This is a genomic window from Pedobacter sp. UYP24 (genome assembly GCF_054057295.1).
The window spans coordinates 157,467-175,112 of record NZ_JBSRZD010000003.1; the positions used below are offsets into that span (position 1 = coordinate 157,467).

Here is a 17,646-nt window from a genome sequence, read left to right on the forward strand (position 1 = left end):
CTAGAAAGGCATTCCTATACCAAAGTTATATTGTACAAACCTGTATTGAAAAGGCGTATTGGCGGCATTGTAAACACGTTTAAAATCTTTACCGCCACCAAGGAACTTACTGATTACCCATTGCTCCGAACCATCAAACTGAGGATCTTTAAGCTTTAAACCTACGTCAAACCTGAAAACGAAGTATTGAACGTCATACCTAAATCCCATACCTGTTCCCAAGGCGATCTGTTTACCGAGTTTAGTAAAATCAAATCTGCTAGCCGGATCTGTATTCGACTTGGAAATATTCCACACATTACCTCCATCTGCAAATACTGCCCCTTTAAGTTTCGCACCAAAAAACCTGTTTAACAACAAAAAGCGATATTCCAAATTGGCCTCAATATGCATATCACCCAGCTGGTCTATCCCAAACAAAGAACGTCTTGTAGCCGAATCTGGGATGCTTTCGCCCCTGTTATAGCTACCTGGCCCTAAGGTTCGTGCTTGCCAGGCACGGATTCCGCTAGAACCTCCAGCAAAAAATAGCTTTTCAAAAGGCATGGTTACTGAATTTCCATAAGCAAACCCAACACCTGCGTTTATTCTGGACACCAGTTGCTTGTCTCCCCCAAAACCTTTGTACCACCTTAAATCAACTTCAGGTCGTACATATTGATTAAACGGTAAACCAAAAATAGTTGCAAAATCATTTGCTTGAGGATTGTGCCTATTTCCCAATATTTTGGAAGCCAATTGCAGCATATTTCCTGCCAAATCTATGTTTCCTCTAAAATAGATAAAATCACTATTTGTAAGTAATTTATCAGCATTAAGTGAAAACGTATACTTAATACCAAGGGTGATATCTTTACGACTAAGCAACCTCACATAATATTGGTTATTCTGAATTATGCTATCAGCCAAATCTTTACTCAGATTACCATAACGGTATTCAAAATTTAATGGTGTTAAAGAGTGATACTTAGATTTAGATTCTACAAACTCGTAGGTCACGGAATTCAGCACTACGTGCCTTTGAAAGAAGCCGGTTTGTAAAGCATAGGCATAGCTACTAGAGAATATAGTATGAGGCATTCCTCCTCTTCTTCCTGGCCGAGCCGAAATAAATGGCAACAAGAGTCTGGGCACACTCAAGTTTGCACTCATAGAAAAATCACGCTGATAAATATCGCTTAAAAACTTACTCCCATTACCAATCCTGGACTGTAAGCCTCCCTTAACCTGAAACTCAAATCGCTCTGCTCCTCTAAAAAGATTGTTATTAGAATAAGTATTACTAATTGTAAATCCAACTGTTCCACCATTAAAAGGCACTTCGCCCTCAATTCTATTGCTCATAATCTTTTGTGGGATCAGTTCAATAACTGGCAAAACCTTATTAGAGCTATCTTTTGCTTTAGTATAATCTATTTTAACGTTCTTAAAAATATTCAATTCATAAAGCCTGTCGTAAGTCAGGGTTTCATTTCTGATATCGTAAGCAGATGAGTCCCTTAAAAAATTATATCTTGCAATTGGGCCTCTTCTAAACTTGCCAGAAAAATCAGTATAACGTAATCCTCTGAATACCTTATTTTCTAAAACTACAGTATCCCTACCATTTGGAAAGCCATCTGAATTTGGAGCAATCACCAAATTAGCCTCCCCTATGCTATATTTTACATGATGGTCTTTATCTTTCGGATTATCAACCAGAAGTGAAACATTCACTTTACTGGCATTTAGGTTCGTGTCCAGTTCAAACTTTACGTACGGTCTAGAAAAGTCAAAGTAGCCATTTTCTTTCATCACCTGATAGATCTGGTCGCGCTCATAGGATAACGAATCATCATCGTACCGCATCCCCTCTTTAAAATGGGTAAATAGTGCTTTGTTTTTTAGGTACACCTCCTTTGTAGCAGGATCCGTAATTTTATATGCTATTTTGTTGATCTTAAAAGACGGACCTTGATCTGCAGTAAAACGAACCTTAGCCTTTTGATTCTTTATCGTAATGCTCGACTTTACTTTAGCCTTAAAATAACCTTTACTTTTCAGGAATTTCTCAATTTGATCTCTGGAAATCTCTACCAGTGCACTGTCTAAAATGGGAGGAGGCGTTCCTAAGGGCTTAATACCCGAAGTCTTATACCGTCCGTCTTTGGTATTAAAAATATTATAGATCATCACATTGATCCCAATAGTAGAGGTAGGACGTATATCTTTTTGTATATAATTTAACGCTTCTTCGTGAAAAGTTTTATCAACACTGTCTATATCTACCTTCTTAACGATGGATTGATAGTCGGCAATGTACTTTGTTGAAGAGCAACCCGTAACAAAAAGAATAATTAATAGTAATATTGCAGGAAAAAAGGGGTAATTTTTATAAGATAGATATGCTTTCAAAGTCTCAGTTAGGTTTTATTAAATCGTTACATCAAAAAAAGTACCGTAAAGAAAATGAGCTGTTCATTATTGAAGGTATAAAATCTATCACAGAGTTTAAAAGTTCTCCTTACCATATTCAAAGTATTTATTTTCTTCCTCAATACAGCTCTTTACTTACTAATCTTCCATCAAATATAAAGTTATTTGAAGTAAACAACGCTGAACTTGACAAGATTAGTACTTTGCAAACTCCGCAAGGCATACTTGCATTGGTATCTATTCCAAAAAAACCAATATTGGAAACTAAGCTGTTACAAAACAACTTTACGCTGGTACTTGATGGGGTACAGGATCCTGGAAATTTAGGGACGATCATAAGAACGGCCGATTGGTTTGGAATTATACACGTTATCTGCTCTTTAGACACGGTTGAAGTGTACAACCCAAAAACTGTGCAGGCAACTATGGGATCCTTAGCCAGACTAAATGTTTACTATGAAGATCTGCCCCAATTTTTAAAAATCAACAAATTACCTGTTTACGGCGCTTTATTAGCTGGGGAAAGTATGTATAATACCGACTGGGGTAAAGAAGGCCTCCTAATTTTAGGTAATGAAGGTAAAGGAATCAGTAGGGAAGTGATACCCTATATTAGTAATCCGGTTCACATTCCAGGAGCCGGAAAAACGGAATCACTTAACGTTGCCATTTCCGCGGCTATATTATGTGCAGATATCTATAGAAATTTACAGAAATAAATTGCATAGTAACATATAATTACTATTTTTGCAGCCTGAATTTTAACAGGGTCGAGTGGCCGAGTGGCTAGGCAGAGGTCTGCAAAACCTCCTACAGCGGTTCGAATCCGCTCTCGACCTCCAGATTTATATTTAAATAAAAAACATTGACATGGCAGTTACAAGATTAAAAAGAAAAGACAGAAGAAATAAAAATTTCGCAAAACAGGATGTTAAAAGCTTGAAACTTGCTACTAACATTGAGTTAGGAAGCCGTTCAAGACAATCTACTAAAGATCAATTGGCTAAAAACAATGCGATCTTAGATCAACTTACTGCAAAAGCATAAGTTCAGTCTTAAACTATAAAAAAAGGGGTACTTGAATAAAGTATCCCTTTTTTTATTTAATCAATGCTTTACAGATCTGCTTGATCAATGCCGGGCCTTCATAAATAAAGCCGGTATAAATCTGAACTAACGATGCTCCTGCCGCTATTTTGTCTTTAGCATCTTGTGGCGAATGAATACCACCAACACCAATAATAGGAAATGCCTTATTGGATTTTTGAGAGAGATAACGTATCACCTCTGTTGAGCGTGCAGTTAAAGGTTTACCACTTAAACCACCTGCTTCCTTTTTAAACTCACTATGCAATCCTTCCCTATCAATCGTGGTATTGGTAGCAATCACCCCTGCAATTCCGGTTTCCAAGATTATCTCAACAATATCATCCAACTGCTCATTCGTTAAATCGGGAGCTATCTTTAACAAAATTGGGCGCTTAACTGGGTTCTTCTGGTTTCGTTGCTCCAAGGTGTGTAGCAAATCCATTAGTGGCTCCTTCTCTTGTAAAGCCCTTAAACCGGGTGTATTTGGAGAGCTTACATTCACTACAAAATAATCCACAACCTCATGCAACCTGTCGAAACATTTGATATAATCGCTAACAGCCTCTTCATTTGGCGTAATCTTATTCTTACCAATGTTTCCGCCAATTACAATTTCCGTGTTTTTACTTTTTAAAAGCCTTAATCTTTCAGCCAGTGTATCAACGCCTTTATTGTTAAAACCCATTCTATTAATCAGGGCTTTATCCTCTTCCAGCCTAAACATCCGGGGCTTATCATTGCCAGGCTGTGGCAGCGGAGTTACAGTACCAACCTCAATAAAACCGAAACCGATATCACTAAGGGCCTCAATATATTCGCCATTTTTATCAAATCCAGCTGCTAGACCTACAGGGTTTTTGAACTTTATGCCGAAAACCTCGCGCTCCAGTCCTTTGATCTTTATATCAAAACTGCTTCGCAGGATAGTCTTACCCAGTGGAAAGTGCTCATGAAACCATTTTAATCGCTTCACCACAAAATAGTGAACCTTCTCCGGATCAAACTGGAAAAAAATAGGCTTAATTAGACGATACATGCAACGAAGATATTAAATAATGCCAAAAATGCACATTTGTTTGTATTTTTGCAATCACATGATTTCGATAAACGACTTAACATTCCTTATAGGCTCCAGAGCTTTATACGACGAGGCAAACTGGCATATTAAACCGGGCGACAGGGTTGGCCTTATTGGTGCCAATGGAACAGGAAAATCTACACTTTTAAAAATAATAGTTGGAGAATACGGACCTTCTTCAGGCAGCATTTCTATGTCGAAAGAATTGAAGATAGGCTACCTGAACCAGGATCTGCTTTCTTACGATTCTCATCATAGTATCTTACATGTTGCAATGGAAGCTTTTGAGCGCCAAAACCAATTGCATGACGAGATTGAAGTACTCCTAAAAAAAATTGAGACTGATTATTCTGAAGAAATACTTTACAAACTTAGCGATAAACAGCAGGAGTTTGAAGCCTTAGATGGTTATAACATTGAATACCGCGCAAACGAGATCCTTGCAGGTCTTGGTTTTAGCACAGAAGATCAGCACCGCCCTTTAAATACCTTTTCCGGAGGATGGAGGATGCGTGTAATGCTGGCTAAAATCCTATTGCAAACACCTGATATTTTATTACTGGATGAGCCTACCAACCACATGGATTTACCTTCCATCAAATGGCTGGAAACTTATTTGGGCAGCTTTGAGGGCGCAATTGTAATCGTTTCTCACGATAGGTACTTCCTTGATAAAGTGGTTAACAAGATTGTAGAATCCCGCAAAGGAAAGCTAACACCTTACTCTGGAAACTATTCCTTCTACCTGGAAGAGAAATCATTGAGAGGTGAAATTCAAAAAGGAGAATTTAAAAACCAGCAGGCTAAGATCAAACAAGAGGAGCGCCTTATAGAACGTTTCAGAGCCAAAGCTTCTAAAGCTAAAATGGCTCAGTCGCGTATGAAAGCACTAGACAAAATGGAACGTGTAGAGGATGTAGATGATGATAACCCTACAGTAAACTTCCAGTTTAAGTTTTCAAAGCCATCTGGGCGCCATGTAATCAAAGTTGAAGATGCTTATAAGAGCTATCCGAATATCGATATTCTTTCCAATGCCGAAGGATTAATTGAAAAAGGCGATAAAATAGCCTTGATCGGTGCCAATGGTAAGGGTAAATCAACCCTGCTGAGAATTATTGCTGGAGCAGAAGATTTTGAAGGTAAATGTGAAACTGGCCACAACGTAACTACCACCTTCTTTGCACAGCACCAATTGGAGTCCTTACACCTGGAGAACACCATATTAGAAGAATTGCAGGCTTTCGCGCCAAAACATACCGATACAGAACTAAGGGGAATTTTAGGCTGTTTCCTTTTTACTGGTGATGATGTATTTAAAAAGATCCGTGTACTTTCTGGAGGAGAAAAATCAAGGGTTGCACTTGCCAAATCATTAACAACAGATTCCAACTTCCTCATTCTGGATGAGCCTACCAATCACCTGGATATACAATCTGTAAACATTCTGATACAGGCGCTTACGCAGTACGAAGGAACTTTTGTTGCCGTATCTCACGATAGGTATTTCCTGGATAATGTAGCCAACAAAATCTGGTTTATTGAAGACATGGATATTAAGGAATATCCTGGAACTTATGCCGAGTATGAAGAGTGGAATAGCAAAAGAATACCAGCCAAACCAACTCCAGTACCTGTAAGACCAGATAAAGAAGTAAAAAAAGTAGTTGAAAATAAGCCAGCCAGTCCAAACCTGCAACAACAGCTAAAAAAATTAAACGATCAGCTAAAAAAGATTGAAACGGATATTTCAGAATTTGAAAGCCAGGTAAAGGTTATCGAAAGTGAAATAGCTGATGAGAAAACTTACACAGATTCCAATAAGCTTTCTGAGGCTAACAAACGCTATCAGGCAGCAAAAACTTTGCTGGATACCGCTCAAAACACATGGGAAGATCTCGCATCTGACATTATGGGGTTGGAGGGAAAATGATCAGTCGGCTAACTTTGTTTTTTACCTTATTAATTACCGTACAAATTGCTGCTGCGCAGCAGCAATTTGTATATGAAAACAAAGTTTACCAGCAAAATATTAAAACGGTTCAGTGCTACAACGTACAAAAAGAACAATCAATCCCCATCATTACGCTGAAATCCAATGAACAACTGATGTTTTCATTTGACGACCTGAAAGGCGGCAGTAAGATCTATTGGTATGCCATTGAGCATTGCACGTCCGATTGGAAACCATCGCGTCTATCAACTATGGATTATCTGGAAAGCCTGTCGGAAGATAGAATACAGGACTACAAATACTCTTTCGGTACCCTACAAAAATATACGCATTACCAGCTTACCTTGCCGAACAGTCAAATCAGGCCAAAAATATCAGGCAATTACCTTTTAAAAGTATATGAAGATGGCGATCTAAAGAAACCGGTAATCTCTCAACGTTTCTATGTAGTAGAAAACATCGTCAACATAGCGGTTGATGTAGTACCTAGTCAGCAGGTATCACTCAGATTTTCCAACCAAAAAATCAACTTTACCATATTCCATAAAATAGCCATACAAAATCCCTACACAGATTTAAAGGCAGTAGTTATGCAAAATGGTAATCCAGAAACCGCAATTGTAAACACCAAACCCTCCTTTATAAAGCAAGGCTCATTGGTATATAACGATCTAAATACCAATGATTTCCCAGGCGGGAACGAATTCAGGAAATTTGACATCCGCAGCTTACGTTATAAAGCAGAGAACGTAAGAGATATCATTAAAGATTCAATAGTCAACGTTATCCTGTTCAATGATCCGGTTACCAGCAAAGTAAAATACAGCAACCTGGTAGATGAAAATGGAGATTTCTTTATCCGTAACAACGAAGGCAGAGAACCTGAAACTGATAGTGACTATGCCGGTATAGCATTTACACTCAATGCCACACCCCCAACTAAAAATGGAGATGCTTATGTAGTTGGCCGGTTTAACAATTATGTGTTAAACGAGAACAGCCGACTCACCTTTGAGCCTTCCAGAAAAAAATTTTATACGAACATCTTCTTAAAACAAGGCTTGTACGATTACAAATACGTCTGGCTGGATAAAGACTCACAAAAAACCGATCAAACAGTTTTTGAAGGATCTTTCTTTGAAACCGACAATACTTATCAGGTGTATGTATACTACCGAAAACCGGGCTCCCGTTGGGAGGAATTAATTGGTTATACCAACATCAACAACGTTAAACGTTAGTTCTCCTCTTCAGTCTTAGCTATCCAAACAGAAACACTCTTGTGTTCACATTTAAAGGTTGCCCAACCTATTTCGTTAATTTCTATCTCCTCTTTACAATGGCCCAATGCATCAATAAATATCTTGCCAGCATGCCTTATCCCAATTTCCATATCCTTAAAGCCATCTCCCCCATTGCACATAATTACAGCAAAACCAGAACAAGAAATGTCATCAGTGCCCTCTCTGGTCCAGCCAATGCAATTTCGATGATTCAAATAGTCGCGCTGCAGTCCGGTTGAACAATCCTTTCTTAACCTACACAACTCGTGCAACTCCTGCACACCAATAATCTCTATTTCGGTTTCTACACCATGTGCACCTACATCTGTGTATTTACAGCCATATAAATCTGGAAAAAATAAACATGGTATACCCTGTTCCCTTAATAAAATCAAACTATAAGCCAACGGACGGAACCAAAAATCCACGTAAGACTCCAAAGCCTGTAAGGGCTGAGAATCGTGATTGTCGACAAAAGTAACAGCTAGTGTAGGGTGAGATTGTACAAGCGTATTGTCAAAGATCTTGCTCAGGTCAAAATCTTCATGATTTTGTGCCGCCTGATATAGGTTATGGTGCAACATGGTATCAAAAAGCTGCATCCTGCCTTCCGTAACTTGGATATAGTTTAATAGCTGTTCCACATCATTCACTACCCAGTTTTCTGCCACTATGAAAAATTCCCTGTTAAAAGTATTCTTCATGTGATCCAACCACTCGTTCAGAAAATCTGCAGAAATATGTTTAACGGCATCCAGCCTAAAACCATCCATGCCACAGGTTTTATAATACCACTCTCCCCAATTCTTCAACTCTTGTCTTACCGCAGGATTTCTGGAATCAATATCATTGAACATGAGGTAATCATAATTCCCCAATTCATGAGAAGGTACATCCTCCCAGGCATCACCATATTCATTCTGAATGGAGAATATCCCTTCTTCGTGTAAATCATCTGCATAATCGATACCGCTAAAACACTGGTGATCCCATATAAATTCAGAGTATTTACCCTTCCTGCCCGGAAAAGTAAATTTAGTCCAGGCGTCAATTTCCATCTCATCAGAAATAAACTCCTTTCTGTTTTCCGGATCAACCTTTCTAACAGTTATCCTTTCCAGCTCATCAGCGCCGGCTTTATGATTAAAAACGATATCTGCAATTACAGATATTCCTTTTTCTTTCAGTGTATTAATAGCGGCTATATATTCATCTTTACTACCATACCTTACTCCTACAGAACCCTTTTGATCAAACTCGCCTAAATCGTAAAGATCATAACAATCGTAACCTACTGATGCCTCTCCAGATGTAGCTTTATACGCAGGAGGCAGCCATACACCAGTTACGCCAAGTTCAGATATATGGCCTGCTTCCTCAGCAACTTTAACCCATAGTTTTTGATCGTCATTATAATACCAGTGAAAATACTGGATAAGTAGTTGATTGGTCATAGTCCTATAACATGAAGTGTTACAAATTGTTTATTTTTGCAGTATGACGTTAAAAGTAAAGAACCCAAGCCATTCTTTCACCATAATGAATGAATTGGTGCTGCCAAATGATACAAATACACTAAATAATTTAATGGGCGGCCGGTTATTACACTGGATGGATATTGCGGCAGCTATTTCTGCACAAAAACATTGCAACAATATAGTGGTTACTGCATCTGTAGATAATGTATCATTTAAACACCCTATTAAACTTGGCGACGTGATTACAATAGAGGCTAAAGTAACACGTGCTTTTAATACCTCTGTAGAAGTGCGATTGGATGTATGGGCTGAAAACATTCCATCAGGTGCCCGTGTAAAATCCAACGAGGCCTACTATACTTTTGTTGCAGTGGGGCAAGCTGGCAACACTATCCCTGTTCCAGAATTGATTCCAGAGTCTGATGAAGAGCAAGAATTATTTGCCGGTGCTTTGCGCAGAAGACAATTGAGATTAGTACTTAGCGGCAAAATGAAAGCACATGAGGCGTTGGAATTAAAAGCACTATTCTATCCAGAATAAAGACAGCCAGTTAGCTACCCATTTCCAGAATTTTATCAAAATCTGTAGCCCTTAATGGCATCACAGATAACCTCCCCTGTCTTACCAGCGAGATATCTTTCAAGCTTTCCTCTGCCTTTATCTGTTCCAAAGAAACAGGATTCTTCAAAGCCTCAACCGGCGATAAATCTACTACTACCCAGTTGGTATCTTCCGTTGTAGGATCTTGATAAGCTTCTTTTACCACCTTTGCAATGCCTACTACATTCTTTCCTTCATTACTATGATAAAAAAGAACCAGATCGCCTTCCTGCATTTCCCTCAGGTTATTGCGCGCCTGGTAATTCCGAACACCGTCCCAAAAAGTACGCCCATCTTCATTAAATTTATCCCAGCTATATTTAAACGGTTCAGACTTTACCAACCAGTGCTTCATTGATCTCTTTTTATTATTTAAACGTCAAAAATAGCAAATCACAGAGAATAAGAAAGCACATATGAGCTTTCAGGCCAAATAGTTTGTTCGCATCTTATATTCTAAACTTGTAAGTCGCTAACCTTTTATCTCCTTTTTTCACGAGAATTGACCTTTCCGTAGCATCTTTAAGGTCGCGACTGGCTGTTGCCTGGGAAATCACTTTGAAGTGACTAAGGTATTCCTTTCTGGTGAACTCCTTGTTTGCCGCAACAGCTTTATAGATCTCAACCCTGCTTTCGGTTGTGAGTGGTTTAACGCGAGCGTCTAGCAATACATCAAAAGCTTTGATCATGCTTTTTAGCATAAATACTAAAAAAGGACTACAATGTCCAATGCTATCTGAATGATTTAAGGCATGGTAATACTGATCCTGATCTGCTTTGATAATACTTTCGATGGGTAAAAATTGAAAAACAGGGTATGAGTTCATTAGCAAAATTGTTTGCCATAACCTGCCCATCCTACCATTGCCATCAGCAAAAGGATGTATAAATTCAAATTCATAATGAAATACACAGCTTTTGATCATTACAGGATCCGGATCGTGCTGAGCATATAATATAAGATTACTCAGGAGGTGTTTTACCATATTTCCCGGCGGCGCAACATGAGTGATTTTAGAGCCCTTTACAATACCAACATTACCACTACGCAACTGTCCGGCGCTATTAACTAATCCTGTCATGAGTTGCTTGTGTGCCTTTAGCAATGATGTTAATTTATAAGGTTTCAGTTCTTCTAACTGATCGTATACTGCAATTGCATTTTGGACCTCAAGAATATCCTTTTTTGGCGCAAGGATATGTTTGTTATTTAGCAACGCAGTAATTTGTTCCTCTGTAATGGTATTGCCTTCTATTGCAAGAGAAGATTGAATAGTCTTGATTCGGTTACTTTTACGCAGTTCTGCGGCTGGTCTATTAAGTTGTATGGCGTTTACCTCACCTATCCTTTCTGACACTGATGCGAGTAAGTTTAATACCTCTGCGGTAATTTGATAGGAGGGTTTATCGTATTTCATGATAGTATCATATGATACTATCAAATATGGAGATTAATATTGTTAGCGCAAACAAGAAAGTTAAAAAAGATCAGGATGAAATTAAAATGCGAGTACCTTAATATCTCTTTTATAAAGCTTAATTAACGATCTTATATAAATATTAGTTAGGAAATAGCAAATCATCATGATGAATACCTTTTGATGATTGCTGATTTCAACCTGGCTGATTTTGCTGAAAAATAAAGCCAAAATAGTACTCCATAAAATTATTCCTACAAGCCATGACTGGTGTAAAAAATCATACTTTATTGAAACTTTAGACCGATTCCGATCTATGACAAATCGCTTTATCAGGTAAATAATACCTGGTAATGTTAGAATAATAATTACAGCTTGCTGGGTAGGTTTCAATTCTACATAATGATGAATACTATGATCATAAAACAAATAGCAGAAAAATAGTACAGCAAGGTTTTGAAAGATTGCGGGAAATTTAAAAGTGTAAAGCATTTCAGCAAGCAATAACCTCCAATACTTTAAAGTAACTTGCCTCTGGCACTCCTTTTCATCTTCTAAAATCTGACCAAAGCCACCAAAATCAGAATTAACAATCTCTTCCACCAGCTTAATATTAAATTCACCTTCATACTCCTCAAGAGCATTCAAAATATGGTCATACACTTCGTAATAAGTTTCACGATAGGTAGGCTTACTGTAGATATGTATTCTTATTTCTGCCCTTTGTTCTTCCTGTAATACCATTATAATGCAGGTTTAAGATTTAACAATAATTGCAAGTTTTGAATAAAGTCTTTTGCTTCCTGTAATTTGCTCACCACCTCCAATTCCCCATTTTCAGATAAGGAATAATATTTCCTTAATCTGTTATCAACCACTTCAGTAGAGGTTTCCAACAAACCTTCTGCTTCCAGTTTATGCAATGCCGGGTAAAGTGCCCCTTCTTTTAACATCAGCTCTCCCTGGGTAATTAGCTTTACCTTCTGTGTAATCTCATAACCATACATCTTTTCATTTTGAGAAAGAAGATTTAAAATGATGGTTTGCAGCGTGCCTTTAAACAATTCATTATTCATCGCCATAATGCAAATGTATATATAATTACATACATAAGAATATTATGTATGTAAAAATATTTAGTATAGCACACTGCAACTTAAAGTCCATATAATTTACAACATCTTAAATCTAACTTTCAAAAGCACTTGCGTTAGTCGTAAGTCATAACTTGCATATAGAATTAGTTTTTATTATATATTTGGTCCCACCAAACAAACATAAACATGAAAAAAATCTTAATTACGCTCTTCATCGTAACGACCACTCTTTTGGCAAATGCACAATTCGAAGGCTCAAAGCAGGTATTTGAAAGTCCAAAACTCAACACAGAAAAAGTTAACCACAAACTAATTGCAATCCTACCATTTGCAACAAAGATTTCCTACAAAAAGATGCCGAAAAATTTCAATGTGGAAGCCAATAGGGATCAGGAGAAGACCATGTCAAAATCCATTCAGGCAAGCATGTATACCTTTTTACTTAGGAAAGCAAGCAATTATACCGTTGAATTTCAGGATCCCGATAAAACAAATATCCTTTTAAAAAAAGCCGGAGTTGCAGATAAGATGGACGAAATGACAAAAGATGAAATTGCAAAAATCTTAGGAGTAGACGCCATTTTAGGCGGCTCTTTTGAAACTGAGCAAACTAAAAGTGAAGCGGGTGCTATCGCCTCTGCAATCGTTTTCGGAGGTTTTGGCGGGAAGACTGGCACAGGTACTTTGACGCTCACTTTAAGTAGCGGCCAATCAGGCGACCTACTTTGGCGATTTTTCAAAACAATGAACGACAACCTTGCCACGTCTACAGACGATTTAGTGGAGCATATGATGCGGAAAGTTTCACGTAATTTCCCATATTCAAAAAGCTAAAACAGAACCTATTAAGTTAGCCTGGGCTTATATAATGCAGCATTTGCTTTTAAACGGTCTAATATTGATCATTCGAACTTAGCTCTATCAAATAACCAATGCGATATTGATACGCGTGGAGATAAAAAAGGGTAAAAGACCATAGCTTCATTTTATTGCAACGATAAGTTTTACTCAGAAGTTTATGATTTAATTACCCTTTAACTTGCTTTGGACTTGTAACCCAAACCCTACCAAATAATAAAGCAAACAGCGCATAGATTATAGCCAAAGCCCAGATATATATTGACGTAGTGCCGCTATTTAATGCGCCTTTTATAAGCGCGATTCCAGCAATTCCAAAATGGGCAAAATTACCCGTACTCAATGGTTTAGCATAAATTCCTCCCATTAATACTGTTTTAGCCAGCCAATTCATAACTGCAAAACCAAAATATAAAGCACCCAAAATTTGAAGAATTAAAATTAATGTTGCTGTTGGTGTTTGTCCGAACGCCAATAAAGCTTCCTCAGGTAAAAAAGAAAAGATAATTCCTAAAACTCCCATTAACGCTGCACTCGCTGTCATAAGTAATTTTGTATTCATAGTTTCCTTTGTTTAATTGCCATTAAGTTTTTCTTGTTTCTAATACCCTAGGGCGAAAGCTTCCCTAAGCTACCAACCCAAAAATAATTATTTTAACAAATTGTTAATCATTGCTTTCACATCATCATTTTGAGGGAAAGCTGTAAATTTATTGACAAGCACCCCCTTTTTGTTGTACAATAAATAGGAAGGGATTGCATCAAAATCAAACTGCGTCATAATGTATGTCCACTGGGCGTCGTCCAAATAGTAATGTTCGTTACCTATCCCCTTTATCTTTTCTTCCCAGAGTTTGCGGGGTGATGAACGGTTTGAGAGGTATACAAATACAACATCCTTATCATGAAATTCATTTTTTGTGCTTCTGAAACGCTTCATCGCTTCCAGGCAAGGACCGCACCACGTTGCCCAAAGGTCAATCAGTATTACTTTGCCCGGATGCCTGGCGACAATACCCTCTACAATCTTTTCCGGAGCTATTTTAGACACCTCATTGAAAACTACTGGCGATTTTGATTTGTCAAACTCAGCAACCTGCTGATTTTTTCTTAACAGTATTTTCGCGATGTCACCCTTTCCCCAATAATTCAAAATATTTGCCTTCTGTTTCTCGCTTAATGGCCTCAATTCTTCGGTTAGCTGTCTGCCATAAGCATTGGCCGCCAGGATATCGTAGTACAACCCATCGTTAAAACCTACCAAATCCGATAAAATGGCTTTTGTACTTACCAGCCAGGTAGGGATATCAGTATCATCAATCTTAGGTATTTGTAATATTTCATTTTGAAGAAGCTTTCTTTGAAACTCCCAGAATGATCCAAAAGCATACAGATATTGTGGATCGTTAAGCTTTAGATCTTTCAAAAACCGATAATAAGATCTGTCAATCTTTTGAATAACAGGCTTCTTGTCTTTATCGCCATCACTTAACCGGTAGTTGACTACCATCGCTTTGTCGTAATCGAACACCGCCCCTTTGTAATAAAGCAGACCAAAATCCTTATACAATATCCCTTTTAATTCTTTTGATATTGATTTATCATCTTTTAATACCGTTAATATTTCCGCCAGGCGAGATTTACTATCATTTAAAAAAACATCCGTACTCCTATCGTACAGCGGTCCTACCCTATTTAGCACCGGATATTCGATCATTTTACGAATAAGATCGTAGCATTGGGTCATATCATTTTGATCCATGGCAGGTGTTACGTCGATACTTTCAATATCAGAATTGGAATTGTAAGTTACATCGAGGTTTGTAACAGCTCCACTTTTCAATTTAACAAGAAGGGCCTTCTCTGGATTTAAACTTGTAGCAAAGCGTATAAAAGTAATGGCGGTTTCAACATCAGCATCAATTGAGAATCTTCCTGACGGATCAACAACAGCTTCGTATTTAACAAACTCTCCAGTAATTTGATGCGTTACAGCAATCTTAACAATTACGCTATCCCTGTTTACGCCATCAGGAACAGTTATTGTCCCTGTTAATTTAGCAGTGCCAGATACTATGGTTGGTTTTTCTATTGTCGTACTAACGGGCTGTTTACAGGATAACAAAAGCAAAACGCCTACAATGTAAAAGAGATTTAATTTCATTATTCTGTTCATAGTAATCTGGATACGATTCTAGCCAATCTCAATTTATGCCACTGCATCAATTCCAGTAACGCCAGCTAAAGTTGAACATTATAATTCAAATGCCTAGTGATAATCGTCATTGAAACTTCCAATATTGTGCAGATTAATGAATGCGGTCGTTCCCCAATTTGGCAATTCTGTTGTCCGATCCTGATATTACTTGTTGTCGACAATTCATTTAAATCTCTTAACAGACAGTTCAGGACAGTGTTAATTTTCTTTATCATTAAGTTTGATTAATAAACGTGTGAATCTAATATCTCTTGTAATGACAACCTTATAAACGAGCTGCCATTACAAGACGCTATATTTTGCGTTTCTTCAATGAAAACTAACTTATATAAACAATATTTAAAATGAAAAAGCTGATATGTTAAGCTGGGATGCTAACAATTTTTACCGTTAATCTATTTAGTCAGACCAACAAACCGGCTAGGTTAAATTTTACAAAATATGTAGATCCATATATTGGCAGTGGCTTGCATGGGCATGTTTTTGTTGGGGCCAGCGTACCATTTGGTGCTGTTCAGCTAGGTCCAACCAATTTGTCTGAAGGTTGGGACTGGTCTTCCGGGTACAATATCTCTGATTCCACCATCATCGGCTTCCAGCATACCCACCTCAGCGGCACAGGTATCGGTGACCTGGGTGATATTTCCTTTATGCCCACCACTGGCGCCATAAAAGTGACCAAGGGCACTTTAGAAAACCCTCAATCCCGTTATGTTTCACTGTTTAGCCATAAGGATGAGGTAGTAAAGCCAGGTTATTACAAGGTTAAGCTACAGCGCAATCCATCAGTATCCGATAAAGATTTTAGCGTATTTCTCTTACCTATTTTAGTGTAGGGAAAAAACTTAACGATCCAGCCATCAATTACTTTTGGTGCCCCATATTGTTTCAGCGTATGGTATTTAAACATATTCCGCCAAAAATCTTTGTCTGCGTTTCCCTTAGATGCTTTGACAAATTCTTTTATGATGAACATACAATCTCTTTGCTGGATAAGCAGAATTTATAACCCTGTGTTTTGTTTACTACTCAAATTGTAATAAAGCAAGGCTTACACATAGGGGTATTGTAGGACTGAAAGCACTTTTACAGGTACTTTGGAGGGGAAAAGGGTACCTCTAGTGCTACAAGATACCTAGTAACCTGCACCAAGTGTGCTCTAAGCGATGTAGGTGCTATCATTATTATTCGGGAAAAACCTACATCGTTAGTACTGAAAGTCACACTGTTTTAATTCTGTACAAATGCAATTTAAAAACCAAACCTGGTCGACAACCCGCTGTAAACTAAAAAATTTACGCTCGGAAATATTGCAGTGAATCCTTCGAAAAGCCTGTCTGAAAGATACTATAATTATGGTTCTCAGCTACCATATTTATGGTCCGAAAACACGCTTTAAATTGGTTATAAAACATATCATTTTATAACTGCAAAAACCACAACTAAACACCTGTTAACCAATAGGTTTAATTCGAAATAATCCACGGTTTTACTTGGAAATATCAACTATTTTACCTACCTTTGCACTTGTAATAAAACGAGCTTTTCATAAGCCACAATTATACCAGCCTATAGGTTAAATAAGAATAATTTATAGGCATTTGGAACGCACTTCGCTATTGCTGATCAGCTAAAAATAATAAGCAAGTGTTCCGGTTTTCAATTTTTAATTAGTCGACTAGTTAAATTTAAACTGCCAGCTGTGATAGCAGGTAGCAATAGTTCATTGACGTATTAAAAGCCGGTTGGGCTTTGAATTAAAAAAACCTGCCTTTACACAAATACCATACAAGAACCATACTTAGCCAATACTTCTACACTAAACAGGTACCCTTTTGCGAAGAAGTATGGTCTTTGTATCGAAGAAGTACCGTTCCGGTGCCTGACATGTTTTATGCTCTCCCTTCCTAATATAGCATTCTGTCTTTAGGCAGTACCTGATTAAGCCACAATTAAACCATGCATCTACAACCTACTAATAATCTTTCGTTTGTACCATTTATCGGTCATATGAGGTACCAAAACATAGTCAAATGATGTACCAACATCGGTCATATGAACTTTTTTAGCACACTTCTATTGGGTAAATTTGTATTACACAACGCGATGTTAGCAAGCAGTGATGCATGTGAAAAAGTTCTTTGACGTATTTTTAAA

The 17,646-nt window shown here is 37.7% G+C and carries 17 protein-coding genes and 1 tRNA gene; 8 read left to right on the forward strand and 10 right to left on the reverse strand.

The genetic code is table 11. The features are described 5' to 3' along the window. On the reverse strand, positions 1-2,394 hold the full coding sequence (gene tamL, locus ACVWYN_RS08975) for a translocation and assembly module lipoprotein TamL (RefSeq protein ID WP_457288512.1): 2,394 nt from the start codon (positions 2,392-2,394) through the stop codon (positions 1-3). On the opposite strand from tamL, the gene ACVWYN_RS08980 reads away from it, so the two are divergent. From ACVWYN_RS08980 to ACVWYN_RS08990, 3 genes are all read left to right on the forward strand, one after another. Then, positions 2,385-3,134: a TrmH family RNA methyltransferase gene (locus tag ACVWYN_RS08980; RefSeq protein WP_457288513.1), complete on the forward strand. Its 750-nt coding sequence runs from the start codon at positions 2,385-2,387 to the stop codon at positions 3,132-3,134. The genes tamL and ACVWYN_RS08980 overlap by 10 nt on opposite strands. A gap of 49 nt (positions 3,135-3,183) precedes the next feature. Then, positions 3,184-3,257 (forward strand) — tRNA-Cys (locus tag ACVWYN_RS08985). A 28-nt stretch (positions 3,258-3,285) separates the two neighbouring features. After that, on the forward strand, positions 3,286-3,462 hold the full coding sequence (locus ACVWYN_RS08990; protein ID WP_457288514.1) for a spore protein: 177 nt from the start codon (positions 3,286-3,288) through the stop codon (positions 3,460-3,462). A gap of 52 nt (positions 3,463-3,514) precedes the next feature. Here the strand turns inward: ACVWYN_RS08990 and ACVWYN_RS08995 are convergent, their stop codons facing one another. Next, entirely contained in the window at positions 3,515-4,540 is a 1,026-nt protein-coding gene (locus tag ACVWYN_RS08995; protein WP_457288515.1) for a quinone-dependent dihydroorotate dehydrogenase, read from the reverse strand. Positions 4,541-4,598: 58 nt separating this feature from the next. Between ACVWYN_RS08995 and ACVWYN_RS09000 the strand changes: the two genes are divergently transcribed. Both ACVWYN_RS09000 and ACVWYN_RS09005 read left to right on the forward strand, forming a co-directional pair. Next, positions 4,599-6,515, forward strand: coding sequence for an ABC-F family ATP-binding cassette domain-containing protein (locus ACVWYN_RS09000; protein ID WP_457288516.1), 1,917 nt, complete (start codon positions 4,599-4,601; stop codon positions 6,513-6,515). Positions 6,516-6,529: 14 nt separating this feature from the next. Beyond that, a complete protein-coding gene (locus tag ACVWYN_RS09005; protein WP_457288517.1) occupies positions 6,530-7,777 on the forward strand; it encodes a type IX secretion system plug protein in 1,248 nt (415 codons plus the stop codon). On the opposite strand, the gene ACVWYN_RS09010 is transcribed toward ACVWYN_RS09005, so the two are convergent. Beyond that, positions 7,774-9,273 carry an alpha-amylase gene (locus tag ACVWYN_RS09010; RefSeq protein ID WP_457288518.1) on the reverse strand — a complete coding sequence of 500 codons (1,500 nt, stop codon included), beginning with the start codon at positions 9,271-9,273 and terminating at the stop codon, positions 7,774-7,776. The genes ACVWYN_RS09005 and ACVWYN_RS09010 overlap by 4 nt on opposite strands. A gap of 43 nt (positions 9,274-9,316) precedes the next feature. Here ACVWYN_RS09010 and ACVWYN_RS09015 point away from each other — a divergent pair, with 43 nt between their 5' ends. After that, a complete protein-coding gene (locus ACVWYN_RS09015) occupies positions 9,317-9,838 on the forward strand; it encodes an acyl-CoA thioesterase (protein WP_457288519.1) in 522 nt (173 codons plus the stop codon). A gap of 10 nt (positions 9,839-9,848) precedes the next feature. Here ACVWYN_RS09015 and ACVWYN_RS09020 read toward each other — a convergent pair whose 3' ends face one another. The 4 genes from ACVWYN_RS09020 to ACVWYN_RS09035 form a co-directional block, all read right to left on the reverse strand. Next, the gene (locus ACVWYN_RS09020) at positions 9,849-10,253 is read right to left on the reverse strand and encodes an EVE domain-containing protein (RefSeq protein ID WP_457288520.1); all 405 of its coding nucleotides are present in this window, start codon (positions 10,251-10,253) and stop codon (positions 9,849-9,851) included. Between the two features lie 94 nt (positions 10,254-10,347). After that, positions 10,348-11,316, reverse strand: coding sequence for a Fic family protein (locus ACVWYN_RS09025; RefSeq protein WP_457288521.1), 969 nt, complete (start codon positions 11,314-11,316; stop codon positions 10,348-10,350). Positions 11,317-11,397: 81 nt separating this feature from the next. Further along, on the reverse strand, positions 11,398-12,060 hold the full coding sequence (locus tag ACVWYN_RS09030) for a hypothetical protein (protein WP_457288522.1): 663 nt from the start codon (positions 12,058-12,060) through the stop codon (positions 11,398-11,400). Further along, positions 12,060-12,398, reverse strand: coding sequence for a PadR family transcriptional regulator (locus ACVWYN_RS09035; protein WP_457288523.1), 339 nt, complete (start codon positions 12,396-12,398; stop codon positions 12,060-12,062). The genes ACVWYN_RS09030 and ACVWYN_RS09035 overlap by 1 nt, the downstream gene beginning before the upstream one ends. A gap of 201 nt (positions 12,399-12,599) precedes the next feature. Between ACVWYN_RS09035 and ACVWYN_RS09040 the strand changes: the two genes are divergently transcribed. Beyond that, the gene (locus ACVWYN_RS09040; protein WP_457288524.1) at positions 12,600-13,247 is read left to right on the forward strand and encodes a hypothetical protein; all 648 of its coding nucleotides are present in this window, start codon (positions 12,600-12,602) and stop codon (positions 13,245-13,247) included. Between the two features lie 193 nt (positions 13,248-13,440). On the opposite strand, the gene ACVWYN_RS09045 is transcribed toward ACVWYN_RS09040, so the two are convergent. After that, positions 13,441-13,833, reverse strand: coding sequence for a hypothetical protein (locus ACVWYN_RS09045; protein ID WP_457288525.1), 393 nt, complete (start codon positions 13,831-13,833; stop codon positions 13,441-13,443). An 87-nt stretch (positions 13,834-13,920) separates the two neighbouring features. Continuing rightward, positions 13,921-15,447, reverse strand: coding sequence for a redoxin family protein (locus ACVWYN_RS09050; RefSeq protein WP_457288526.1), 1,527 nt, complete (start codon positions 15,445-15,447; stop codon positions 13,921-13,923). A 413-nt stretch (positions 15,448-15,860) separates the two neighbouring features. Here ACVWYN_RS09050 and ACVWYN_RS09055 point away from each other — a divergent pair, with 413 nt between their 5' ends. Next, on the forward strand, positions 15,861-16,325 hold the full coding sequence (locus ACVWYN_RS09055; protein WP_457288527.1) for a hypothetical protein: 465 nt from the start codon (positions 15,861-15,863) through the stop codon (positions 16,323-16,325). Here ACVWYN_RS09055 and ACVWYN_RS09060 read toward each other — a convergent pair. Continuing rightward, entirely contained in the window at positions 16,247-16,465 is a 219-nt protein-coding gene (locus ACVWYN_RS09060) for a DUF4419 domain-containing protein (RefSeq protein ID WP_457288528.1), read from the reverse strand. The genes ACVWYN_RS09055 and ACVWYN_RS09060 overlap by 79 nt on opposite strands. Positions 16,466-17,646 lie beyond the last annotated feature (1,181 nt).